The following is a 22,337-nucleotide window of genomic DNA, read 5'->3' on the forward strand; positions in this document are numbered from 1 at the left end:
CTGCGCGGCCGGCTTCGGGTCGGCGAACACGGTCTCGTCGGGCAGGGCGGGCGTGCGCGGCGGTGCCGTGCGGCGCTCACCGAGGTCGGCGATCGCCGAGCCCAGCTGCACGAGCCGGGAGTCGCTGTACGCGGGCCCCGCGATGGTCAGGCCGACCGGCATCCCCGTGTCGGCCATGGTGCCCATCGGCACGGTGACGGTCGGGATGCCGAGGTGGCGGGGCACGAGGTTGCCGTTCGAGACCCAGACGCCGTTGCGCCACGCGATGTCGGCCGAGGCGGGGTTCACGTCGGCGTCGGCGGGACCGACGTCGGACTGCGTGGGAAAGATCACGGCGTCGAAGCCCTCGGCCTCGAGCCAGTCCTCGAAGTCGACGCGGCGGGTGTGCTCGAGGCCCCGGAGGCCCCGCTCGAGGCTCGCGACGTCGTGCCAGTCGGGTTGCCACTCTCGGGCGCGCTGCACGTAGTCGGCGATGTCGTACGAGATGTCGAAGTGCCAGATGCCGTAGCGGTCGTGCAGGGAGCCGGGCGGCGGGGGGAAGATGAGCGCGGCGTCGGCGTCGGCCAGGCGGTGCAGCTCGGGGTCGCCGTTCTGACGCAGGAACGTGTCCATCGCCCAGACCGCCAGGTCCCCGACCTCGTCGTCGAGGAACTCGCGGGTGACGAACCCGCGGTCGAGGAAGTCCTCGTCCCCGTCGTGCAGCTTCTCGTAACGGTCGACGACGGGGAAGTCGGTCTCGACGACCTCGGCGCCGGCGGCTTTGAGGTCGGCGCGCAGGGACTCCCACAGCCGAATGACGCTCGCGCGCGTGGCGATGGGGATCGCGTTGTCGGGGTCGCCGTTGATGTAGATGCGGGGCACGGCGAAGCGCAGACCCGCGAGCGACGGGGTCTCGAGCTCGGCGAACGAGGCGGGGCGCACCTCGGAGGGACGCGGGAGCGCGATCCAGGGCTGCGTGCGCCACAGGTCGCCCTCGGTCACGGCGTCGTCGGCGATCACGGCATCCAGGACGTGACGCAGGTCGGCCATCGAGCGGGTGTGCGGCACGACGACGTCCATGGTGGGCACGAGCGGCCAGTTGCCGCGCACCGAGATGACGCCGCGCGAGGGGGTGTAGGCGACGAGGGCGTTGTGCGAGGCCGGCGCGCGCCCCGACGACCACGTCTCCTCGCCCAGGCCGAAGGCGGCGAAGCTGGACGCGGTGGCCGTGCCCGAGCCGTTCGACGAGCCGGAGCCGAACGCCGAGGTGAGGTACTCACCGTTGTAGGGCGATTCCGCGCGGCCGTAGACGCCGCGCTGCATGCCCCCGGCAGCCATCGGCGGCATGGTGGTGAGGCCGAGGAACACCGCGCCCGCGGCCCGGAGGCGTTCGATCGCGAAGGCGTCGTCTTGGGCGATGAGGTTTCGGAAGGCGGGGGATCCGGATGCCACCGGCAGGCCTTCGACCCGGTAGCTGTCCTTCGCGGTGAAGGGGATGCCGTCGAGGCGACCGCGCTGCTCGCCATGGGCGCGACGGGCGTCTGCGGCGCGCGCCTCGTCGAAGACGCGCGGGTTGAGCACGGGGACGGCGTTGAGGCGGATGCCCGAGCGGTCGTAGGCGCCGATGCGGTTGAGGTAGCGGGCGACGAGCTCGACGCTGGTGACGATGCCGGCGTCGAGGGCGGCGTGCAGTCGGTCGATGTCCGCCTCGACGACGGTGAAGGCCTCGGTGGTCATGGCCGTAAACATACACCGTTTGTTTTACGGGAACCAGGCTTTTCTAACACCCCGATGCGTAGGCTCGGAACGAACCCCGGAGGCCACCATCGCTCGACCCACGACCCCGCTGCTGAACCGCGATCTCATCGCGCGTACGGCGCTCGCGCTCGTCGACCGTCACGGCCCCGACGGGGCGAGCGTGCGCCGGGTCGCCGCCCGTCTCGGGGTGAACCCCGCCTCGCTGTACAACCACGTGCCCAATCGCGCGGCCATGGTCGAAGACGTGCGGGCGCTGGTGTCGGAGCACATCGACTTCGCGCCGCTGCGCGACCTCCCCTGGGAAGAGGGCCTGCGCGCCTGGGCGCGGTCGTACCGCCGCGCGTTCGCCCGTCACGCCCGGGCGATCCCCCTGCTCATGACCGAGCGGGCGTCGGCGCCGGTGCTGCTGGCCGGGTATGAGCACTTCGCCGTCGCCGCCGAGGCGGTCGGGTGGCCGCAGCGCGACCTGCTGCCCCTGCTCACGGTCTTCGAGTCGTTCATCCTCGGCAGCGTGCTCGACATGTCGGGTCCGAGCGTGGTGTTCGATCCCACCGGGCAGGAAGAGACGGTGCCGCGCTTCGCGGCCGCGTTCGCCGCGCTCGCCGACGAAGATCCCGACGACCCGGTCGCCACCCGAGCGTTCGAGCTGGGGCTCGACATGCTCATCGCCTCGGCGCGTCCGCGCTGAGGAGTGGTTCGACGCCCCGGAGCAAGACCTCGCCGTCACGGCATCGGACCTGCGACGATTCCGGGATGGATGCCACCACCGACGCCGCCCTGCTGCCCGACCGGCCGCGGGTCGATCACCGCCGTCCGATCGCCCTCGTGGTGGGTGTCGTCGCCGCGGTGCTCTTCGTCGGACTGCGCTTCGCCGTCGAGCTGAGCGGATCGGCGCCGCTGCCGATCGACCAGTGGTGGGACGACGCGATGGCCGACCTGGCGAACCCCGTCGCGGTCATCATCGCCTGGATCCCCGCGATCGTCGGCGGCACGATCGGCATGATCGTCATCGGGGTCGCGACCACGCTCGTCTTCCTGCTGCGGCGGCGCCCCTGGGACGCGCTCGCCGTTTCGGCGGCCATCGCCCTGGTCGTGCTGATCGGTGCGCCGCTCGCCGCCGTGATCGCCCGCGCGCGGCCCGCGGACTCGCTGGCCGAGACCGTGGCCACCTCGTTCCCCTCGGGGCACACCGCCGTGGCGACCACCATCGCCGTGGTCCTCGGCCTGATCCTGCGCCGAGGCTGGGTGTGGGCGGCGGGGGTGGTGTGGGTCGTGGTGATGATGTGGAGCCGCACGTACCTGCACGCGCACTGGTTGTCCGACGTGACGGCGGGCCTGCTCGAGGGGATCGCGGTCTCGACCCTGGTGTGGGCGCTGGTCGAGGTGTGGCGCGTGCGTCGAGCGCAACGCCTCGTCGCGACGGGCGGGTGAGCGTTATCGTTCGCGGATGACCTCCGCATCCGCCGCCGCCGGCAAGGCCCAGGATTCCCGCGCTTTCGAGGCCGCCGCACGCGTCGGCTACGTCGTGCTCGGACTGCTCCACCTGCTCATCGGCGTGATCGCCGTCGGCATCGCCACCGGTGGGGGAGGCGACAGCGCCGACCAGAGCGGCGCCCTGCAGCAGGTGCGCGATGCTCCCGCCGGTCTCGCCCTGCTCTGGGTGATCGCTGTCGGTCTCGCCGCCCTGGCCGTCTGGCAGATCGCCGAGGCCTTCGTCGAGCGCGACTCGGATGCCAAGAAGCGCTGGGCGCATCGCGCGAAGTTCGTCGGCACCGCGATCGCGTACGTGGCCATCGCGGTGACCGCGGTGACGTTGGCGATGGGCGGCAGCTCCGACTCGTCGGAGTCGTCGCAGACCCTGAGCGCGCGCGTCCTCGCGATGCCGGGTGGCGTCGCCCTGCTGGTCGTCGTCGGCGTGGCGGTCGCGGCCGTCGGCGTCGCGTTCGTCGTGCGCGGGTGCACGCGCGCCTTCACGAAGAACCTGTCGATCCCCGCGGGGACCGCCGGTCGCGGCATCCGGGTCTTCGGCACGGTCGGATACATCGCCAAGGGCGTCGCCGTGGGGGTGGCGGGTGTGCTGTTTGTGGTGGCCGCCGTCACGCACGACCCGAACGCCGCGGGCGGGATCGACGCCGCCCTGCGCTCGCTCGCCGCTCTGCCGTTCGGCCAGGTCGTGCTGTGGCTCGTGGGCGCGGGGCTGATCGTGTACGGCCTGTTCTGCTTCGCCCGCGCGCGCTACGCGCGGATGTGACGGTCAGCTCCGCCGGCGCCTCACCCCCGTGAGGGGGGTCGGGCGCCGGCGATGAGCAGCGCCAGACCGCGCTCGAAGGCGCGGGTCGCCACGGGGTCGGACGGATCGTGGTCGGCGAGCGTCGCGTAGGCGGCGGCGAAGCGCGGCACCGTGTCTTCTTGACCCGTCGGGTCGAACATGACCGACGGCCCCGACATGTCGAGCACGCTGCCCAGGATGAAGGACTCGAAGGCCGTCAGCAGAGGCAGGATGTCGTCGCTCGTCCAGCCCACGCGTTCGGCCGCGACCGCGAAGTCCTCGTACTGCGACATGAGCAACGGCGTCGACGACCGGTGCGACATGAGCAGCGGGATGGTGCGCGGGTGGCGCCGGAAAGCGTCGCGGTAGGAGCGCGCCCAGAGCGCGAGGCCCTCTTCCCACTCGCGCTCCCGCAGGAACGATGAGTCGATGCGCGACGACACGAGGGCGCGCACGTCTTCGATGAGGGCGGCCAGGTTCGGCACGTGGTTGTAGAGCGACGTCGGGTGCACCTTGAGGCGGTCGGCGACCCTGCGGATGCTCGCCCCGTCGGCTCCGTCGCGGTCGACGAGCGCGAGGGCGGCGCGCGCGATGGCCTCGCGCGAGAGCTTGGGATGCGACGGCCGGGGCATGTCGACGCCTTCCGATGGGGGTCTGTCCACGCTACGCGACCCGTCGTGTTTCGGCCATGTAAGGCGTGAGTGACGAGTCTGCGAAACCGCCGTCGACGCGGCTCCGGACGCCGTAGATTTCGTAAAACCTACGCTGTATGTTTCATTCAGCTCAGGTCACGAGGAGGTTTCCATGGCAGTCGTCGTCTTCCGCGGCGGAACCGTGCGCATCGACGGGCACCAGCCCGACGTCGACCGGCTCGTCGTCGTCGACGGCACGATCGCCGAGTCCTGGCATCCGGTGCCCGACGATGCCGAGCACGTCGACCTCGAGGGAGGGCTCCTGCTCCCGGCGTTCGGCGACGGTCACGCCCACCCGCTGCTCGCGGGACGCGAGCGCCGCGGCCCGGAGCTCCGCGATGCGGCCAGCGTCGCCGAGATCGTCGCGCGGGTCGGAGCATGGGCCGCACGGTCCGAGGCGCCGTGGCTCGTGGGCGGGAGCTACGACGCCACCATCGTGCCCGGGGGCATGTTCGACGCCCGCTGGCTCGACGAGGCGGTGCCGGATCGCCCCGTGGTGCTGCACGCCTGGGACTATCACACGGCGTGGGTCAACACGGCGGCGCTTCGCGAAGCCGGAGTGGATGCCGACACCCCAGACCCGCCGCTCGGACGCATCGTGCGGCGCGACGACGGTTCGCCTCTCGGCACGCTCGTCGAGCGACCGGCGATCGACCTCGTGCTCGATCGCGCGCCCCACGCCGTCGTCGCCGCCGACGTCGAGGCGCTGGTCTGGGCGGGGGAGCAGCTGGCCGCCCGCGGGATCTCGTGGGTGCAGGAGGCGTGGACCGAAGCGCACGACGTGCCCGCGTGGGTCACCGCCGCGCGGAGCGGCCGGCTCCGCGTCGACGCCGACCTCGCCCTGCGCGCCGACCCCACGCGGTGGCCGGCGCAGCTCGCGGAGCTGCGACGCACCGCCGATGCCGTCGCCGGCGAACCCGGACTCACCTGCCGCACGGTGAAGTTCTTCGTCGACGGCATCATCGAGAACCACACCGCCCACCTGCTGGAGTGCTACCACGACGCCGAGACGCGCGGCCTGCCGAACTGGCAGTCCGAGCACCTGCGCGACGCGGTCGCCGCGTGCGATGCGGTCGGCTTCGACGTGCACCTGCACGCCATCGGCGATGCCGCCGTGCGCGCGGCGATCGACGCGGCCGAGGGGATCGCCGACAGCCTCCGCCGCGGCCGCCGACTGACCATCGCCCACGCCCAGGTCGTCGACCCCGCCGATCTTCCCCGGCTGGCCGACCTCGAGGTCACCTTCTGCTTCCAACCGCAGTGGGCGATGGCCGACGCGGTCATGACCGACCTGACCCTGCCGCGCCTCGGGCCCGGCCGCGAGCGGCAGTACCGCATGCGCGCGGCGCAGGCCGCGGGGGCTCGACTGAGCTTCGGCAGCGACTGGCCCGTCACCTCTCCCGACGTGCTCGCCGGGATCCGCACCGCCGTCACCCGCCAGGACCCCGACGGGGCGCCCACCGGTGGATGGCAACCCGACGAACGTCTCACCGTGGACGACGCCCTCGATGCCGCCACGAGCGGCGTCGCCTTCCAGGCCGGCGATCAGGACCACCGGGGGGCTCTGCGCCCCGGAATGACCGCCGACCTCGTCTGGCTCGACCGCGACATCCGTCGCGGTCCCGCCGACCGCATCGCCGATGCCCGTATCCGGGGCACCTGGCGCCGTGGCGTCCGCACCTTCTGAACCGCTCTTTCCGACTCGAACAGGAAATCGCATGTCCTCATCCGACACCTCGCTGCGGCGAGTCATGGGGGTCCCCTCCCTCGTCATCTTCGGTCTGGCGTACATGGTGCCCCTCACCGTGTTCACGACCTACGGCCTCGTCGCCGTCACCACCGGCGGTCACGTGCCGACCGCCTACCTGGTGACCCTCATCGCCATGCTCTTCACCGCCTTCAGCTACGCCGCCCTCGTGAAGGCCTTCCCCCGCGCGGGCAGCGCGTACACGTACGCCCGCCGAGCCTTCGGCGGCCACGTCGGGTTCCTCACCGGCTGGTCGTTGATGATCGACTACCTGCTGCTGCCGCTCATCAACTACGTGCTCATGGGCATCTACCTGAACGCGCAGCTCCCCGGCATCCCGCCGTGGGTGTTCGCCCTCGCCGGTGTCGTGCTGATCACGGGGCTGAACGTCGTCGGCATCACCGTGGTGCGCAACGCCAACCTGGTCCTGGTGGGTCTGCAGCTGGTGTTCGCCGCGGTCTTCGTCGTCTGCGCGGTGCTGCACGTCGCCCAGAACCCCGGCGTCTCGCTGCTGCAGCCCCTGTACGACGCCGGCCTCACCTTCCCCGGCCTGCTCGCCGGAGCCGCGATGCTCGCGCTGTCGTTCCTCGGATTCGATGCCATCTCGACGCTGTCGGAAGAGGCCCGCGACCCCGAGCGCACCGTTCCCCGAGCGATCATCCTCACCACGATCATCGGCGGGCTCATCTTCACGGTCATCGCGTACGTGTCGACGCTCGTCATCCCCCGCGTCGCCGACCTCGAGAACCCGGATGCCGCCGCCAACCAGATCATGGAGGTCGCCGCCGGTCGCTGGCTCGAGGTCTTCTTCCTCATCGCCTACATCGCCGGCTGCATCGCCGCCGCCCTCGCCTCGCAGGCGAGCGTCGCGCGCATCCTGTTCGCGATGGGACGCGACGGAGTGCTGCCCGCGTTCTTCGCCCGTCTGAGTCCGCGGTACCAGACCCCCGTCGGCGCCGCGCTCTTCGTCGGCGTGGTCTCGCTGGCGGCGCTGGTGGCCGACCTCAACACGGTGGCCTCGCTCATCAGCTTCGGTGCCCTCGCGGCGTTCTCGCTCGTGAACCTGTCGGTCATCAAGCACTTCCTCATCGACGAGCGTCGCCGCGGCGGTGCCGCGATCCTCCGCTTCGGCGTTCTACCGGCGCTCGGCTTCGCGCTGACCGCCTGGCTGTGGTTCAGCCTGTCGGCTCTGGCGTTGACGGTGGGCCTGGTCTGGATCGGCGTGGGGATCGTGTGGCTCGCGGTGCTGACCCGCGGGTTCCGCCGCCGCCCGCCCGAGGTCGAATTCGACGACGAGGCACCGGCGCCCGAGCGCATCGTCGCCTGACGCCCTCGACGAAGCGCCCGCCCCTCGCCGGGGTCGGGCGCTTCGCCGTGGGGGCGCAACCCCCGGGCCGTTTCCAGGTGCGGCGGGTATTCCGGAAGTCGAACCTTCCGATCGAGAGGAACCGCCATGCGGGGAGTCATCATGCACGCCGCCGGAGATGTGCGCGTCGAGGACCGCGCCGACCCGGTCATCGAAGAACCGACGGACGCCGTCATCCGCCTCGCCGCCTCCTGCATCTGCGGCTCCGACCTCTGGCCGTACCGCGGATCCGACGACGTGGATGCCACGCCCATGGGCCACGAGTACGTCGGCGTCGTCACCGAGATCGGCTCCGAGGTGAAGAACGTCGCGGTCGGCGACTTCGTCGTCGGGTCGTTCATGGCCTCCGACAACACGTGCGAGATCTGCCAGGCGGGCTACCAGTCGCGCTGCGTTCACGTCGTGCCGATGGGGCGCGTGGGCACCCAGGCCGAGTTCGCGCGCATCCCGCACGCCGACGGCACGCTCGTCGCCACCCCAGGGCACCCCGACGACGACCTCATCCCCTCGCTCCTGGCCGCGAGCGACGTGCTGGGCACCGGCTGGTTCGCCGCGGTGGCGGCCGAGGTCGGCCCCGGCAAGACCGTCGCCGTCGTCGGCGATGGAGCGGTGGGACTGCTCGGCATCCTGGCCGCGAAGCAGCTCGGCGCCGAGCGCATCATCGCGATGTCGCGGCACGCCGATCGGCAGGAGCTCGCCCGGCGGTTCGGCGCGACCGACATCGTCGAGGAGCGCGGAGACGAGGGCAACGCCCGGGTGAAGGAGCTCACCGGCGGCCTCGGCGCGCACTCGGTGATCGAGGCCGTCGGCACGCAGCAGTCGATGGAACAGGCCGTCCGCTCCACGCGCGCGGGTGGTCACGTCGGCTTCGTCGGCGTCTCGCACGACGTGACCCTCGAGGGTCAGGAGCTGTTCCGCTCGGCCGTGCACCTGCACGGCGGTCCCGCTCCCGTACGGCGGTTCCTCCCCGAGCTCATCCAGCTCATCTGGGACCGCGAGATCGATCCCGGCGCCGTCTTCGACCTGACCCTTCCGCTCGAGGAAGCGGCCGAGGGGTACAAGGCCATGGACGAGCGTCGCGCCACCAAAGTGCTGCTGACGATCCCATGACCACCGCGACGCGGGAACGTCGCGCGGGGGCGGCGGCGGGCCTCGCTCTCGCGCTGATCGCGCTCGCCGGCTGCACGGGGGAGAGGGCCGCGTCCCCCGCGGCGACGCCCGCGTCGACCCCGACGGCCGGAACCCCCGGGTTCGTCGTCCCCGACGGGGAGCCCGAGGTCGTGGCATCCGGATTCACCACCCCCTGGTCGGTGGCCTTCGTCGGGGACACCGCCCTCGTCAGCCAGCGCGACACCGGCGAGATCCTCGAGATCGTGGGCGACGACACCCGCGTGGTGGGGGAGGTGCCCGACCTCGCGGCGCGTGGCGAGGGCGGGCTGCTCGGCATCGCCCACGCCGACGGCATGCTCTACGCCTACGTGACCACCCCCGACGGCAACCGCGTCTCACGCTTCGCGCTCGAGGGCTCGGCCGGATCCTTCGCCCTGGGGGCCGCGCAGACGGTGGTGGACGGCATCCCCTCCGCGAACACCCACAACGGAGGCCGCCTCGCCTTCGGTCCCGACGGCATGCTCTACGTCACCGCGGGCGATGCCGGCGATCCCGACGCGGCGCAGGACCCGGAGTCGCTCGGCGGCAAGATCCTGCGCGTGACCCCCGAGGGTGACGTGCCCGCCGACAACCCCCTCGTGGGCTCGCCGGTGTGGAGCATGGGGCACCGCAACCCGCAGGGCCTCGGGTGGGATGCCGAGGGCACGCTGTTCTCGTCGGAGTTCGGCCAGAACACCTGGGACGAGCTCAACGTCATCGAGCCCGGCGCGAACTACGGCTGGCCCGAGGTGGAGGGCACCGGCGGCGACGACCGGTTCGTCGATCCCGTGCAGCAGTGGGCGCCGGTGGATGCCAGCCCCAGCGGTCTCGCGGTCGTCGACGGCTCGGTGCTCATCGCGAACCTGCGGGGCCAGCGCCTGCGGGTGGTCCCCACCGCCGACCCCACGAGCGCACGGGAGTTCTTCGTCGGGGAGTTCGGTCGCCTGCGCGACGCGGTGCTCGCTCCCGACGGATCGCTCTGGATCGTCACGAGCAACACCGACCGCGGCGGGGGCGGCGACGACGCCGTGCTGCGGGTGCCGCTGACGGCGGGCTGAGCGGCCCGTCCGGTCACCGGAGTCGGAGCGCGCCCTACGGCGTCAGCACCGTGACCCCCGCGTCGGCCAACGCTGCGGCGAGGTCGGGAGAGGGCGGAGCGTCGGTGATGAGGTAGTCGGCCTTCTCGAGCGGGGCGACCTGGGCGAACAGGCGCCGGTCGAGCTTGGAGGAGTCGGCGAGGATCGCCGTGCGATCGGCGCGCTGGATCATCTCGCTCATCATCGTGGCGTCGCCGAGGTTGCTGGTCGAGAAGCCCGAGGCGTCGACCGCGCCCACCGCGATGAGCGCGTAGTCGCAGCGGATCTCGACCTCGGGGGTGTGCGAGTTCATCGCGAGGGTCACCGGCCCCGTCGTCGCCTGCGTGATGGTGCGCACCGCTCCGCCGAAGAGGAAGAGGTCGCGGAAGACGCTGGGGGAGATCTCGGCGGGGATGCGCAGGTTGTTCGTCGCGATCGTCAGGTTGCGATGGTTGCGCAGGGCGCGGGCGACGGCGAGCGTGGTGGTGCCGGCGTTGAGCACCAGCACCGAGCCGTCTTCGATGAGGTCGGCGGCCAGCGTGGCGATGCGTTCCTTCTCGGAGATCTGCATCTGCAGGCGCACATCGAGGCCCCGATCGCGGCCGGGAACCGACATGGCGCTGACGGCGCCGCCGTGCGTGCGGACGACGATGCCCTCGCGGTCGAGCTGATCGAGGTCGCGGCGCACCGTGTCGATCGAGACGCCGAAATGCGAGGCGAGGTCGACGACCGTGACCTGACCCGACTCGGCGACGTAGGCGGCCAGCTCGGCTTTGCGTCCCGCGGGCAGTCGCCTCTTCGTCGTGGCTGTGGCTGCGTCCATGCCGTCATCTCTAGCACAGAGCGGCAACCGAATCGGCACGCGTTGTGTGAAAACGGCATGGAAACGCAGTAAAGACGCGTTTTTTGCTGCTTGTCGCGCAGTTCGATGCGGCAATTGTCACGAATCTGCATCGGACGCTTGACCGACCCCGCAGGTGAGCGCATACTCGTGCTGAAAGCAGCAATAACGCGCACAACAGCGCTAAATACAGCAAATCTCAATGAGGAGAAACGATGGACAACAGCGGGCGCCGGCGTCGGAACGCCATCAAGCTCGTCGGTGTCGCAGCAGCGGCCTCGACCCTCCTGGCCATGGCGGGGTGCTCGTCGAACGGCGCCGCCACCTCGGCAGACGGAGACGTCACGATCGAATTCGCCCAGTGGTGGGAGCCCGAGCTGGGAGACGGCCAGTTCCGTGGCCTCATGGACCAGTTCGAGCAGGAGAACCCGGGCATCAAGGTCGACCTGGTCAGCGGACCGTACGCGTCGACCAAGGAGCAGCTCTTCGCCGGAGCCGCCTCCGGCACCATGCCTGACGTCGTCGGCCTTGACGGCGCGTGGGTGAGCGACTTCGCCAAGCAGGGCGTCATCGCCGACCTGACGAAGCTCATGGGCGACTCGGGCTACGACGACAGCCAGCTGGCCAGCCAGATCCAGGTCGACGGCAGCACGTACATGATCCCCGTCGTGAACTTCGTGTACCCGATGTTCACGAACGACGGCATCCTCGCGGAGGCAGGTGTCAGCGCACCGCCGTCGACGCGCTCCGAGTTCGCCGACGCGGCCAAGAAGATCTCGGCGCTCGGCGGCGACGTCTCGGGTTGGGTGCTTCCGCTCTCGCTCGAAGCCCCCAACGGCGTGCAGAACGACGTCATGTCGTGGGCCTGGGCCTCGGGCGGCTCGATGCTGAAGGACGGGCAGCCCGACCTCACCAACGCCGACGTCACCTCGGCCACCGACTACATCCAGCAGTTGTGGAAGGACGGGGTCATCGCCCCCGGCTCGTTCACGATGAAGGAGCAGGACAAGGTCGAGGAGTTCACCAACGGACGCGTCGGCATGATGATCGACTCGCTCGCGCACATCAACCTCATCCGCGAGTCCAACCCCGACCTGACCTTCTCGATCTCGGCGATCCCCGCCGAAGACGGCTTCACCGGTGAGCGGGGCATCCCCTACGCCTCGTGGGGGATCGGCGTCGCCGAGAACTCCGAGCACAAGGACGCCGCGTTCAAGCTCGTGCAGTTCCTGATGGGCACCGACGTCAACAGCGAGCTGTCGACGATGGCCAAGGCCTTCCCCGGCAACACCGAGAGCGTGCCGACCTTCGTCGAAGACGACGCGCTGTTCAAGACGGCATTCGACATCTACAAGGCCGGCTACCCCGCCAACGAGTTCACGGGCCTCCCCGTCGCCGAGGAACTCATGCGCCAGTTCGGCACCCAGTTCCAGTCGGCTCTGGACGGTCAGCAGTCGATGAGCGACGCGCTGAAGAAGACGCAGGACGAATGGACGTCGGAGTTCTGATCCGACCCCGATCCGGGATGCCGCACCGCCCCCACGCACGGTGCGGCATCCCGCTCAGCGAAAGCCGCACATCATGACCATGCGCACCCTCACACCCCCCGACACCGAGGTGATCGTCACCGGACGACCGCTCTCGCGCCGCACCCGCCAACTCCGCAAGGCCGGCGAGGCCTACGCGTTCCTGTCGCCGACCCTGATCCTGCTGTTCGTCCTGATGATCGTCCCGATCGTCATGGTGATCGGCTACTCGTTCCAAGACAACGTCATCCTGAACAAGAGTCCCGAGGTCGTGGGCGTCGACAACTACGTCGCGATCCTCACCGACCCGGGCTTCTGGAAGGCGACCGGCAACACCCTCTTCTTCACCCTCACCAGCGTCGCCGCACACCTCGTGCTCGGACTCTCGTTCGCGATGCTGCTGAACAGCCGGCTCATCGGCGCGATCCCCCGGGCGATCTTCCGCGGCCTGTACGTGCTGCCGTGGCTGTTCACCGTCGCCGTCATCGCCGTGCTCTGGCGCATGCTGCTCTCGCCGAACGGCATCGTGAACTTCCTGCTGAACACCGACATCGAGTGGCTCGCCTCTCCGTCGCTCGCGCTCGGCACGGTGACCTTCATCAACATCTGGGCCGGCTACCCCTTCTTCATGGTGAGCCTGCTCGCGGGACTCCAGGGGATTCCGAGCGACCTGTACGAGGCGGCGACCGTCGACGGTGCCAGCCCCGCGCAGCGGTTCTGGAACGTCACCATCCCGCAGCTGCGCCCCATCATCGTCAGCCTCGTGCTGCTCGACCTGATCTGGACGTCGCAGCAGTTCGCCCTCATCTGGCTGACCACGGGCGGCGGTCCGATCGACGTCACCGAGATGCTCAGCACCTACACCTACAAGCTCGCATTCGCGAAGTACGACTTCTCGATGGCCTCCACCTCGGCGGTGCTGGTCCTGGCGATGTCGATGATCATCGCGGTGCTCTACGTCCGCCAGCAGAAGGCGAGGGACTGACATGGCCCTGACCACCCCCGCGCGCCCGCGCGTCATGAGCACCGTCGCACGCCGCCGGTTCGCCCAGACCGGCGTGTTCATCGGCCTCCTCCTCGGTGCGGTCTTCGCCGCGGGGCCGGTGCTGTGGATGCTGTCGAGCTCGTTCAAATCGAACACGCAGATCTTCGAGCTCCCGCCGCGCCTGATCACCGAGACGTTCTCGTTCGACGCGTACATCTCGATCTTCACCAACCCCGAGACGGTGCGCTTCTTCATCAACAGCTACGTCGTCGCGGGAGCCGTGACGATCCTCACGCTCCTGGTGGCGATCCAGGCCGCGTACGCCTTCAGCCGGTTCGAGTTCCGCGGCAAGCGCATCGTCAACGTCATCATCGTCAGCGTCCAGGCCGTGCCGCCCATCACCCTGCTCATCCCGTACTTCGGGCTCATGGTGGGACTGGGGCTGTACAACACCTATCCGGGCCTCATCTTCACCTACATGGTGTTCACGCTGCCCTACGCGATCATCATGATGACCGGGTACTTCAACACCCTGCCGAAGGAGCTCGACGAGGCCGTCCGCGTCGACGGGGCCGGATCCTTCACCGCCCTCTGGCGCGTGCTCGTACCCATCTCGATCCCCGGGATCGTCTCGGTGGGCATCTACACCTTCATGATCGCGTGGAACGAGTTCCTCTTCGCGCTGACCCTCACGCGCACCATCGACATGCGCACGGTGCCGATCGGCATCCAGTTGCTCATGGGACAGCACTCGTACGAGTGGAACCAGATCATGGCGATGAGCATCCTCGGCTCGATCCCCGTGCTGCTGCTCTTCCTGTTCTTCCAGCGCTTCTTCATCAGCGGCCTGACGGCCGGCTCGGTGAAGAGCTAAGCCACCCGACCCCACCCAACAAGGAGAATCTCCGTGCTCTACACCGGCAAGTCCATCCTCGACGTGGCGAACGCCCACAGCTTCGCCATCCCGGCCTTCAACATCAGCGACTGGTCGATGTTCACCGGGATCATGGACATCAGCGAAGAGAAGTCCGCTCCGGTCATCATCGCCATCCACCCCGACGAGGTCTCGCACATCACGACCGACCTGATCGCCGCGATGCGCTCCCGCGCGCACCGCTCGAGCGTGCCCGTCGCCATCCACTGGGACCACGGCGGAACCTACGAGCAGATGATCGTCGCGATCCAGTCGGGCTTCACCTCGGTGATGATCGACGCCTCGCTCGAGCCCTTCGAGCAGAACGTCGCCCTCACCCGCAAGGTCGTCGAGGCCGCGCACGCCGTGGGCGTGCAGGTCGAGGGCGAGCTCGGCACGATCGGCGCGAACGACAGCTACGGAGAATCCGGCGCCGCCGAGATCATCTACACCAACGTCGACGACGCGGTGCGCTTCGTCGAGCAGACCGGTGTCGACAGCCTCGCGATCGCGATCGGCACCTCCCATGGTCTGTACCCGGCCGAGAAGAGCCCCGAGCTGCGCCACGACCTGCTCGAGCAGATCAAGGCCGCGGTCGGCATCCCCCTCGTGCTGCACGGCGGCTCGAGCAACCCCGATGCGGAGCTGCGCCGTGCGGTCGAGCTGGGCGTGAACAAGATCAACATCTCCAGCGACATCAAGGTGGCCTACCACGACCGCATGCGCGAGATCCTCGGCACCGACCGGCGCCTGCGCGAGCCCAACGCGATCCAGCCCGAGCCCATCGCCGCGATGAAGATCACCGCGGCGGAGAAGATCGACCTGTTCGGCGCCGCCGGCAAGGCCGACCTGTACTGATCGGACGGTGACCGACGTCATGGCAGAAGACCTCGTCCTCGGACTCGGCGGCACCGTCGACTACGAGATCCGATGGGATGCCGCGGTGCTCTCCGCGCTCGCGCAGAAGCACGGCATCCGTCGAGACGAGCTGACCACCACGACGCCGATCATCGACGAGCGCTCGCTCGTGATCACGGTGCTCGCCTTCCTCGCCACCGGCGGGGGAGGCGAGCGCTTCGTCCTTTCGTCGCGGATCGTCGAGCAGTTCGCGGCCCACTTCGACAAGGAGATCACCCTCGGCGGCACGGGCGTGCGCGCGGGCATCGCCCTCGATCGCATCGGCGTCCCCACCGTGCAGCACCTCGTGAGCATCGACGACAACGTGCGGCGCCTGCTGCCGGCCTCGATGCGGGTGGTGTCGTCGGCGACGCGCGACACCCTCGACCCGCACCTGATCGTGCAGTACCCCGAGGGGACGACCGTGCACCTCGCGGACGCGGCGGTGACCGCTCCGGCATCCAATCGCCTGATCTTCGCCAACGACGCCCCCAACCGCGAGATGGCGATCGCCGAGGGACTCGGCGAGGTGCTCGAGGGAGCCGCGGCGTTCCTGATCTCGGGCTTCAACACCATGCAGGATGCCGACCTGCTCGCGCGTCGGCTCGACGACCTCGACGCGGCGATGGGCCACCTGCCCGCCGACGCCCTCGTGTACTACGAGGACGCGGGCTTCTACCAGCGGGAGCTGTCTGCCCTCGTGCGCGCCCGCCTGCTCGAGCGCATCGACGTGTACGGCATGAACGAAGACGAGCTGCAGGAGTACCTCGGCCGTCCGGTCGACCTGCTCTCGCCCGACGACGTGGCCGCCGCCCTCGCCGAGGTGCACGTGCTCATTCCCGCGCGCACTCTGGTGGTGCACACGAAGTACTGGGCGATCGCCGTGGGTCCCGCGGCCGCCGCGCACCGCGCCGGTCTCGACAGCGCGGTGCGCACCGCCGCGACCCGGTACCGGCTCGGCGATGCCTGCACGGCCGCCGACCTCGACGAGACCGCCCGGCTTCCCCGCCACGCGGGTGGGGCGGCTGTGGTGGCAGCGCTCCGCGAGCGCCTGGGGACTATCGGCGTGCCCGCGTTCGTCGTCGACACGGCCCACCCCACCACGATCGGCCTGGGCGACACGTTCGTCGGCGGATTCCTGGCCGCCGTGCCGGCTGCGGCGCGCACGGCGACGGGGGTCGCCCTGGAACGTGCGCTCGACGCGGCGGCGACCGCGCCCTGACCGGGGCTGGACGAGCGCGCACTGCCTTGGGCGCTCCGCGCATGACGAGCGAGGCCCCCGTCAGCGCGTCGCGGTGTCGGCGTCGGGGTCGGAGAAGGGGCCGCACGCGGCGATCACGCGGCGCAGGCTCACCGCGGCCTCCCACGCGTCGAGGGGCTCCTCGTCGGCCGCGAGCTCACGCAGCCGATCGGTGTACCCCGTGAGCGCCGTTTCGGCCTCGTGCAGCTGCGGGCCCGTGCTCTGCGGGTCGGGCGGAGTGACGGCCAGGTGCGACACGCTCTCGATGGCCTGGGCGAGCGCGAGCCGGGCGTCCGGGGGCAGACGCGTGTCGACGTCGGGCCCGGCGGTCAGGCGGCCGAGGGCCGCCGCCAACTCGCGGGTGGCGTCGGCGATGCCGGTGAGGGCGTCGAGGCGACGGCGGTTCAGGTCACGCGGAGCCTGCAGGCGCCGGCCGCGGGGGTTGTACCGGCGACTCTCGTCGGCGAGCTCGACCTCTTCTTTCACGTCGGCGAGGGTGCCGGTGAGACCCTCCGAGGCCGCGTCGGCGGCGGCGGGGTCGAAGGCGTGACCGGCGAGCGAATCGGCGATCGCGCGCAGGGCGTCGCCGAGAGCATCGCGCAGGTGGCCCAGCCGGTCGTCGGCCCGCTGCACCCGCAGCGGGGGCACCACCACGAGGTTCACCACCACACCGACCACGACGCCGAAGGCCATCGTCATCAGGTACGACGACGAGTAGCCGTCGGGGTCGGCGCCGCCCAGCAGCAGCACGAAGAGTCCCGCGATGGCCACCCAGTCGCGGCCGACGCCGAGCGCGCGTACGCCGGCCAGCAGCACGCCGATCAGGATGACGACCGCGACCGCCACGATGCGCGGCAGGCCCGCTCCCACCACGGCGAGGCTCGCGAGGCCCAGCCCGATGCCCAGCGCGAGACCGACGACCGCCTGCACCCCGCTCGAGGCGGAGCGGGCGACGGTGGGGTACATGCTGACGAGCACGCCCAGCGGGGCGTAGTACGAGTACTCGCTCTGCGCGAAGGGCACGAGGGGCGCGAGATACCAGGCGAGGGCGGCCGCCGCAGCGGTCTTGGCGGCCAGCAGGAGGCGGTCGGGGGTGACCGCGTCGGACCACCACCGTCGCGGATCGAGGGACGGGGACAATCTCATGAGCGATGAGTGCGCGGGCGAGTCGACACCGAACCCATCCTGCGGGCGTCGCGACGCGCGGTCGCGGGGGTTGCCGTGGCGCGGCGGGCGAGGTACCCCTCAGCTGCGTGGGCGGTAGGCCTCCCACAGCACCCGGGTGTGGCGCGCCTTGGCCTTCTCCACGCCCGTCTCGTCTTTGCGTGCCGCGCTGACCCACTCGGCGGCGCGGCTGGCCATGGCGCCGAGCACCATGCGCACGTCGGCGTGCGAGGCCGGGGGAACCACGGCGTCGGCCGCCGGCATCCGGCCCTTCGCCGCCAGCTCGTCGCGCACGTGCCGCACGACCAGGTCGGCCACGCCGACGGCGTGACTGTTCACGACGCAGTGCGCGGCCCCCTCGATCTCCCACCGGCGCGCGGAGCGGGCGCGGGCGACCAGACGCGAATGCAGCCGGCGCGGCGAGGGGCGGTCGAACTCGCCGCGCACGAGCAGCAGGGTCGCGTGAGCCGCACCGATGCGGTCCGAGATGCGGTAGCGCAGCATGTGCGGCAACGTCTCGAAGAAGTAGAGGAACCCGCACAACAGGTAGGCCGACACCGCCAGCAACGCGATGTGCACGGACTCGCGCAGCGTCGACTGCACGAAACGCACCGCTTGGGTGAGGGCGTGGGCCTCGCTCTCGTCGACGACGGGACTCACGAGCACCGCGTGCGAGAGGTCAGGCCGCCGCGCGAGCACTTCGGTGACCACCTGCGTGCCCATCGAGTGCCCGATGAGCACGGGGTCGTCGAGGTCGTAGTGGTCGAGCACCCCCTCGACCTGGTCGGCGAAGAAGGAGGCGGTGGGCTGCTCCCCCGACGCGGGGACCCCGCCGAAGCCCGGCAGGTCGAGGGCGAAGACGTCGCCCTCGTTCGCGAGCAGCGGTGCGAGGAACTCGAAGTACGTCGATGCCACCCCGATGCCGGCCACGAGCACGAACGAGCGCCCCGTCGTGGCCCCGCTGGATACGCGGGTGACCCTGGTTCGCGCGTCGCCGCGCCGATAGGTCTCGACCTGGACGTCGGCGGGTCTCGGGTCGCGGGGCATCGATCCAGGATGCCGTACTCGCCTGGGCGCTCTGTCAATCCCGGGGGCCGTGTCGACCGCGTCGGCCTAGCCTCGACCCATGAGCGATTCCTCCCGAGAAGAAGAGACCCTGGGTGCCGTCCGCGACAGCGACAACCCCGCCGAGAAGGACCCCTCGGACTGGATCACCGGCGACGAGCCGATGACCGCCCCGCAGCGCAGCTACCTCGACACGCTGGCACGCGAAGCCGGCGAGGAGATCCCCGCCGACCTGAACAAGGCCGAGGCGTCGGAGCAGATCGAGCGTCTGCAGGCCGAGACCGGCCGCTCCACCAACTGACGGTCGCCTCGCGACCCGGGCGTCCCGTCCGACCTGCTGGTCAGGTCGTGCGGGACGCTCTGTCGTGGAGCCGCAGCTCGTCGATGTCGTGGGTCTCACCGCGGGCGATGTCGTCGAGGAAGTCGGCCACGATGCGCCGCTCGGCGGCACCCAGACGCCCGGCGGCCGCGGAAGCCGAGGAGTGGCGCACCGCCAGCACGCGGCGGGCGGGGGAGTCGGCGTCGATGGTCTCGCGCACGACGATCGAACGGCGGTCGCCCGGGTACGGTCCGCGCTCCACCCACCCGGCTTCGGCCAGTCGATCGATGAGGGCGGTGGTCGCCGCCGACGAGATGCCCAGCATCTCGGCCAGCAGACGCGGCGTGACGGGGGCGTCGTCGGCGTCGCGCTGCAGCAGGAACCGCAGCACCTTGGCGTCGTTGGGGCCGATGCCGAGCGACTGGAGTGCGGCCCGCTCGGAGGCGACCCCGGACTCGGTGAGGTCGGTGAGGGCCTTGACGACGTCGTCTGCCGACGTGGTGTCTTCCATCTCGCCTCCCGCGATCTCTCGGCGGCCTAGTGTCTCCGAGGCCGATCAAGTAGACAGCCTCGCTACTAACCATGGTAGCTGTCCGCCTCGCGCAGGGGCAGGGGGCTGGGCGATTCCCTGTCATAGGATGCCCAGGTGGAGAACGACTCGGGCGAAACGCGCTATTGGTACGGCGCCGCGGACGAGGATCGTCGCCGACGCGCCATCGAGGTGCTGCAGGCCTTCCGCGTGTACCGCGCTGCCGAGGTGGCGATGCGCCGACGCACCCGCGAGTCGATGTCGATGGGCGAGAACGAGCTCCTCGTGCTGCGCTACCTGCTGCGGGCCGCCGGACAGCAGCGTCAGGTCTCACCGAGTGAGCTGACGCGGTACCTCGGTGTCTCGACGGCGTCGACGACCGCCATCGTCGACCGTCTCGAGAAGTCCGGCCACGTCACCCGCACGCCCCACCCCACCGACCGGCGCAGCATCTTCATCGTCGCCACCGCGGCCAGCGACGACGAGGTGCGCGCGACGCTCGGGACGATGCACTCCCGCATGATGAGCGCCGTCGTCGACATGACGCCGGAAGAGAGCGCCGCGGTCATCGCGTGCCTCGGCCGCCTGCAGGATGCCGTCGACCAGGTCGATCCGCACCCGGAACCGGTCGACTCCGAGCGGTGAGTCGCCGACCGACGTCAGCGGGGTGACGCTCGCGGCATCCGGGCGGCAGTCCGCCGGTCCGGGTCAGGACCCCGGGTGCTCCGGCTCGGGCACCAGCAGGAGGCCGCCCGAGGAGTTCGCGGAGTTCGCCAGGTCTTCGACCCACGCGCGGCTCAGCAACGCCGGCTCCGGCTCGTCGAAGACGAAGCGCAGGGGGATCGACGGGTGCAGCCACACCGTGCTGCGACCCACGTCCTGCCCCGGACCGTGCGTCCACGACAGCGTGAAGCTCTCGCCACGGCGGAGCTTGGTGGCGATGACCACCTTGAGGTGCGCGAGCGCGCGATCCTCGATGTCGATCGGTGTCGCGGCGTCTCCGTAGTAAAGCGTTCCCACACGCTCACGCTAGTCGTGTGGAGCGTGGAGCCCGTCGGGGTTGCCTCACCGCCCCGCGCCGTGGCACCGGATGGCGGATGCCGCTCTGCGTTCCTCGGCTAGGCTCGGACGCATGGGCAGATTCATCTACGACACCGTCGCGAACGCCGTCGACATCGATGACCGCACGCTCGCACACCTGCGCATCGTCGTGATGAACAAGCTGCGCCGCTCGGAATCGTTCATGTTCGACGTCGAGGTCGGTGACGGCAGTGGCCGCCGCAGCTTCTGGATGCACCCGTCGGTGCCCATCCAGTTCCACTTCTACGGGAGCCGTCAGCCCCGCATCAACCGCGTGTGGGTCGAAGACCTCATGCTCGCGGCATCCGGACCCAACGGCCTGGCCATCACGCCCGAGCCCAGCGAAGACGCGGGCGTCGAAGAGGGCTGATCGTCGGCGCGGCGCCGAGAGTGCCGCGGGTCGGGCGCGTTCAGTGCGCCGATGACGAGGCGTCGGCCTCGGCGGACGGCGCGATGTCTTCGGCGACGAGCATGATGCCGCCCGAGGAGTTCGCCGATTCGGCCAGCCGCTCGATCCACTCGCGACTCAGCATCGTGGGTTCCGCCTCGTCGAAGACGAAGCGCAAGGGAATGGCCGGGTGCAGCCACAGCGTGCTGCGGCCGCGCTCCTCGTCGTCGCGGTGACGCCACGAGAGCGTGAAGCTCTCGCCACGACGGAGCTTCGTCGAGATCACGACCTTGAGATGCGCGAGCGCGCGATCCTCGATGTGGACGATCGTGCCGCTTCCGCCGTAATGAATGGTCCCCATGCGGCCCACGATACGCGAGGGTCTCGCCGGATACGCCGAGGATTGCCCGGTGTCAAGACCGCCGGACGGGACGGGGTGCCCCTGAGATCGTGGGACCTTCACGGAAGGAGGGCGCCATGACTCATCCCCCCACGCCTTGGCACCCGGAACCCGGCGACGAATCCGACGATCTCCCCCACGTCTTCGACGGACTCATCGGCATCGACGTCATCGACGGCGAGCTCGTCCCCCGCGCCTCGGAGCCGCCACGCCGCTGATGCTCCCAGGGCCCTCGTAGGCGCGCTGGATAACGTCGAGGTCATGACGGACTCGCTGGACGAACAGCAGATCACCGTCTCGGGTGCGGCGTTGCGAGCCCTGAGGGACGATTTCCAACGGTTCCTCATGGAGTACCGCTTCGGGCTGGCCGAGGTCGAGACAAAGATCTCGATCCTGCGCGAAGAGTTCCAAGAGATGCACGCCTACAACCCGATCGAGCACGTGTCGAGCCGGGTGAAGTCACCCGACAGCCTGGTCGACAAGGTGCGGCGCAAGGGCGTCGAGACCGACTTCGACTCGATCCGCGCAGCGATCACCGACATCGCCGGCATCCGCATCACCTGCAGCTTCGTCGATGACGCCTACCGCTTGTCCGACCTGCTCACCCGGCAGGACGACATCACCGTGCGCGAGGTGAAGGACTACATCGCCGAGCCCAAGGCCAACGGCTACAAGAGTCTGCACGTGATCGTCGAGGTGCCCGTGTACCTCTCGACCGGCCGGGTCGACGTTCCCGTCGAGGTGCAGTTCCGCACCATCGCGATGGACTTCTGGGCCAGCCTCGAGCACAAGATCTACTACAAGTACGACCGACTCGTGCCCGACGATCTGCTCGCCGAGCTGAAGAACGCCGCCGACACCGCGGCCGAGCTCGACGCGCGCATGGAACGGCTGCACCGCGAGATCCGCGGAGCGCAGCCGGGGGTGGTCTCGCTCTGACGAGCCCGTCAGAAT

The 22,337-nt window shown here is 70.2% G+C and carries 24 protein-coding genes and 1 pseudogene; 17 read left to right on the forward strand and 8 right to left on the reverse strand.

Annotation, left to right across the window (positions count from 1 at the left end; translation table 11 throughout):
* Nucleotides 1-42 precede the first annotated feature (42 nt).
* A pseudogene (locus IFU19_RS07740) lies at nt 43-1,716 on the reverse strand (amidase); the annotation flags it as partial.
* Between IFU19_RS07740 and IFU19_RS07745 the strand changes: the two are divergent.
* The 3 genes from IFU19_RS07745 to IFU19_RS07755 all read left to right on the forward strand — a co-directional run bounded on the left by IFU19_RS07745 (nt 1,715) and on the right by IFU19_RS07755 (nt 3,988).
* Complete coding sequence (locus IFU19_RS07745; RefSeq protein ID WP_249405396.1) at nt 1,715-2,425, forward strand: TetR/AcrR family transcriptional regulator; 711 nt, start codon at nt 1,715-1,717, stop codon at nt 2,423-2,425. The pseudogene IFU19_RS07740 and the gene IFU19_RS07745 sit on opposite strands and share 2 nt — an antisense overlap.
* A gap of 65 nt (nt 2,426-2,490) precedes the next feature.
* Nucleotides 2,491-3,168 carry a phosphatase PAP2 family protein gene (locus IFU19_RS07750; protein ID WP_191916407.1) on the forward strand — a complete coding sequence of 226 codons (678 nt, stop codon included), beginning with the start codon at nt 2,491-2,493 and terminating at the stop codon, nt 3,166-3,168.
* A gap of 16 nt (nt 3,169-3,184) precedes the next feature.
* Entirely contained in the window at nt 3,185-3,988 is an 804-nt protein-coding gene (locus IFU19_RS07755; protein WP_191926996.1) for a DUF1206 domain-containing protein, read from the forward strand.
* A gap of 20 nt (nt 3,989-4,008) precedes the next feature.
* On the opposite strand, the gene IFU19_RS07760 is transcribed toward IFU19_RS07755, so the two are convergent.
* Nucleotides 4,009-4,638 (reverse strand): TetR/AcrR family transcriptional regulator, encoded by a 630-nt coding sequence (locus IFU19_RS07760; RefSeq protein ID WP_191926995.1) that lies wholly within the window; start codon nt 4,636-4,638, stop codon nt 4,009-4,011.
* Nucleotides 4,639-4,810: 172 nt separating this feature from the next.
* Between IFU19_RS07760 and IFU19_RS07765 the strand changes: the two genes are divergently transcribed.
* The 4 genes from IFU19_RS07765 (at nt 4,811) to IFU19_RS07780 (ending at nt 10,018) form a co-directional block, all read left to right on the forward strand.
* Nucleotides 4,811-6,385, forward strand: coding sequence for an amidohydrolase (locus tag IFU19_RS07765; protein ID WP_192013382.1), 1,575 nt, complete (start codon nt 4,811-4,813; stop codon nt 6,383-6,385).
* A 31-nt stretch (nt 6,386-6,416) separates the two neighbouring features.
* On the forward strand, nt 6,417-7,772 hold the full coding sequence (locus tag IFU19_RS07770; protein WP_055935857.1) for an APC family permease: 1,356 nt from the start codon (nt 6,417-6,419) through the stop codon (nt 7,770-7,772).
* Between the two features lie 126 nt (nt 7,773-7,898).
* Nucleotides 7,899-8,921 carry a zinc-dependent alcohol dehydrogenase family protein gene (locus IFU19_RS07775; protein WP_192013383.1) on the forward strand — a complete coding sequence of 341 codons (1,023 nt, stop codon included), beginning with the start codon at nt 7,899-7,901 and terminating at the stop codon, nt 8,919-8,921.
* Nucleotides 8,918-10,018 carry a PQQ-dependent sugar dehydrogenase gene (locus tag IFU19_RS07780; protein ID WP_192013384.1) on the forward strand — a complete coding sequence of 367 codons (1,101 nt, stop codon included), beginning with the start codon at nt 8,918-8,920 and terminating at the stop codon, nt 10,016-10,018. The genes IFU19_RS07775 and IFU19_RS07780 overlap by 4 nt, the downstream gene beginning before the upstream one ends.
* A gap of 34 nt (nt 10,019-10,052) precedes the next feature.
* On the opposite strand, the gene IFU19_RS07785 is transcribed toward IFU19_RS07780, so the two are convergent.
* Entirely contained in the window at nt 10,053-10,859 is an 807-nt protein-coding gene (locus IFU19_RS07785) for a DeoR/GlpR family DNA-binding transcription regulator (protein ID WP_055833427.1), read from the reverse strand.
* Nucleotides 10,860-11,092: 233 nt separating this feature from the next.
* Here IFU19_RS07785 and IFU19_RS07790 point away from each other — a divergent pair, with 233 nt between their 5' ends.
* From IFU19_RS07790 to IFU19_RS07810, 5 genes are all read left to right on the forward strand, one after another.
* Entirely contained in the window at nt 11,093-12,385 is a 1,293-nt protein-coding gene (locus IFU19_RS07790; protein WP_055935867.1) for an ABC transporter substrate-binding protein, read from the forward strand.
* 73 nt (nt 12,386-12,458) lie between these two features.
* Nucleotides 12,459-13,388, forward strand: a complete 930-nt coding sequence (locus IFU19_RS07795) for a carbohydrate ABC transporter permease (protein ID WP_055935870.1) — start codon at nt 12,459-12,461, stop codon at nt 13,386-13,388.
* A 1-nt stretch (nt 13,389) separates the two neighbouring features.
* Nucleotides 13,390-14,262: a carbohydrate ABC transporter permease gene (locus tag IFU19_RS07800; RefSeq protein ID WP_199858689.1), complete on the forward strand. Its 873-nt coding sequence runs from the start codon at nt 13,390-13,392 to the stop codon at nt 14,260-14,262.
* 33 nt (nt 14,263-14,295) lie between these two features.
* Entirely contained in the window at nt 14,296-15,159 is an 864-nt protein-coding gene (locus tag IFU19_RS07805) for a ketose-bisphosphate aldolase (RefSeq protein WP_055833435.1), read from the forward strand.
* Between the two features lie 7 nt (nt 15,160-15,166).
* The gene (locus IFU19_RS07810; protein WP_342343393.1) at nt 15,167-16,420 is read left to right on the forward strand and encodes an ADP-dependent glucokinase/phosphofructokinase; all 1,254 of its coding nucleotides are present in this window, start codon (nt 15,167-15,169) and stop codon (nt 16,418-16,420) included.
* Nucleotides 16,421-16,480: 60 nt separating this feature from the next.
* Here IFU19_RS07810 and IFU19_RS07815 read toward each other — a convergent pair whose 3' ends face one another.
* Nucleotides 16,481-17,584: an FUSC family protein gene (locus tag IFU19_RS07815; RefSeq protein WP_192013385.1), complete on the reverse strand. Its 1,104-nt coding sequence runs from the start codon at nt 17,582-17,584 to the stop codon at nt 16,481-16,483.
* 99 nt (nt 17,585-17,683) lie between these two features.
* Complete coding sequence (locus tag IFU19_RS07820; protein WP_055833440.1) at nt 17,684-18,649, reverse strand: alpha/beta fold hydrolase; 966 nt, start codon at nt 18,647-18,649, stop codon at nt 17,684-17,686.
* 79 nt (nt 18,650-18,728) lie between these two features.
* Between IFU19_RS07820 and IFU19_RS07825 the strand changes: the two genes are divergently transcribed.
* Nucleotides 18,729-18,968 carry a DUF3072 domain-containing protein gene (locus tag IFU19_RS07825; RefSeq protein ID WP_192013386.1) on the forward strand — a complete coding sequence of 80 codons (240 nt, stop codon included), beginning with the start codon at nt 18,729-18,731 and terminating at the stop codon, nt 18,966-18,968.
* A gap of 40 nt (nt 18,969-19,008) precedes the next feature.
* Here the strand turns inward: IFU19_RS07825 and IFU19_RS07830 are convergent, their stop codons facing one another.
* Nucleotides 19,009-19,497: a MarR family winged helix-turn-helix transcriptional regulator gene (locus IFU19_RS07830; RefSeq protein ID WP_055935875.1), complete on the reverse strand. Its 489-nt coding sequence runs from the start codon at nt 19,495-19,497 to the stop codon at nt 19,009-19,011.
* 135 nt (nt 19,498-19,632) lie between these two features.
* Here IFU19_RS07830 and IFU19_RS07835 point away from each other — a divergent pair, with 135 nt between their 5' ends.
* Nucleotides 19,633-20,160: a MarR family winged helix-turn-helix transcriptional regulator gene (locus IFU19_RS07835; RefSeq protein WP_055833449.1), complete on the forward strand. Its 528-nt coding sequence runs from the start codon at nt 19,633-19,635 to the stop codon at nt 20,158-20,160.
* 63 nt (nt 20,161-20,223) lie between these two features.
* Here the strand turns inward: IFU19_RS07835 and IFU19_RS07840 are convergent, their stop codons facing one another.
* The gene (locus tag IFU19_RS07840; protein WP_055833451.1) at nt 20,224-20,535 is read right to left on the reverse strand and encodes a DUF7882 family protein; all 312 of its coding nucleotides are present in this window, start codon (nt 20,533-20,535) and stop codon (nt 20,224-20,226) included.
* A gap of 112 nt (nt 20,536-20,647) precedes the next feature.
* On the opposite strand from IFU19_RS07840, the gene IFU19_RS07845 reads away from it, so the two are divergent.
* Entirely contained in the window at nt 20,648-20,965 is a 318-nt protein-coding gene (locus tag IFU19_RS07845; RefSeq protein WP_055833454.1) for a DUF7882 family protein, read from the forward strand.
* A 40-nt stretch (nt 20,966-21,005) separates the two neighbouring features.
* Here IFU19_RS07845 and IFU19_RS07850 read toward each other — a convergent pair whose 3' ends face one another.
* Entirely contained in the window at nt 21,006-21,344 is a 339-nt protein-coding gene (locus IFU19_RS07850; protein ID WP_055833458.1) for a DUF7882 family protein, read from the reverse strand.
* A 116-nt stretch (nt 21,345-21,460) separates the two neighbouring features.
* On the opposite strand from IFU19_RS07850, the gene IFU19_RS07855 reads away from it, so the two are divergent.
* Nucleotides 21,461-21,601, forward strand: coding sequence for a hypothetical protein (locus IFU19_RS07855; protein ID WP_156458694.1), 141 nt, complete (start codon nt 21,461-21,463; stop codon nt 21,599-21,601).
* A gap of 43 nt (nt 21,602-21,644) precedes the next feature.
* Nucleotides 21,645-22,322 (forward strand): GTP pyrophosphokinase, encoded by a 678-nt coding sequence (locus IFU19_RS07860; protein ID WP_055833460.1) that lies wholly within the window; start codon nt 21,645-21,647, stop codon nt 22,320-22,322.
* Nucleotides 22,323-22,337: the final 15 nt, after the last annotated feature.

The sequence above is a fragment of the Microbacterium sp. CFBP 8794 genome, assembly GCF_014841235.1.
GTDB lineage: Bacteria > Actinomycetota > Actinomycetes > Actinomycetales > Microbacteriaceae > Microbacterium.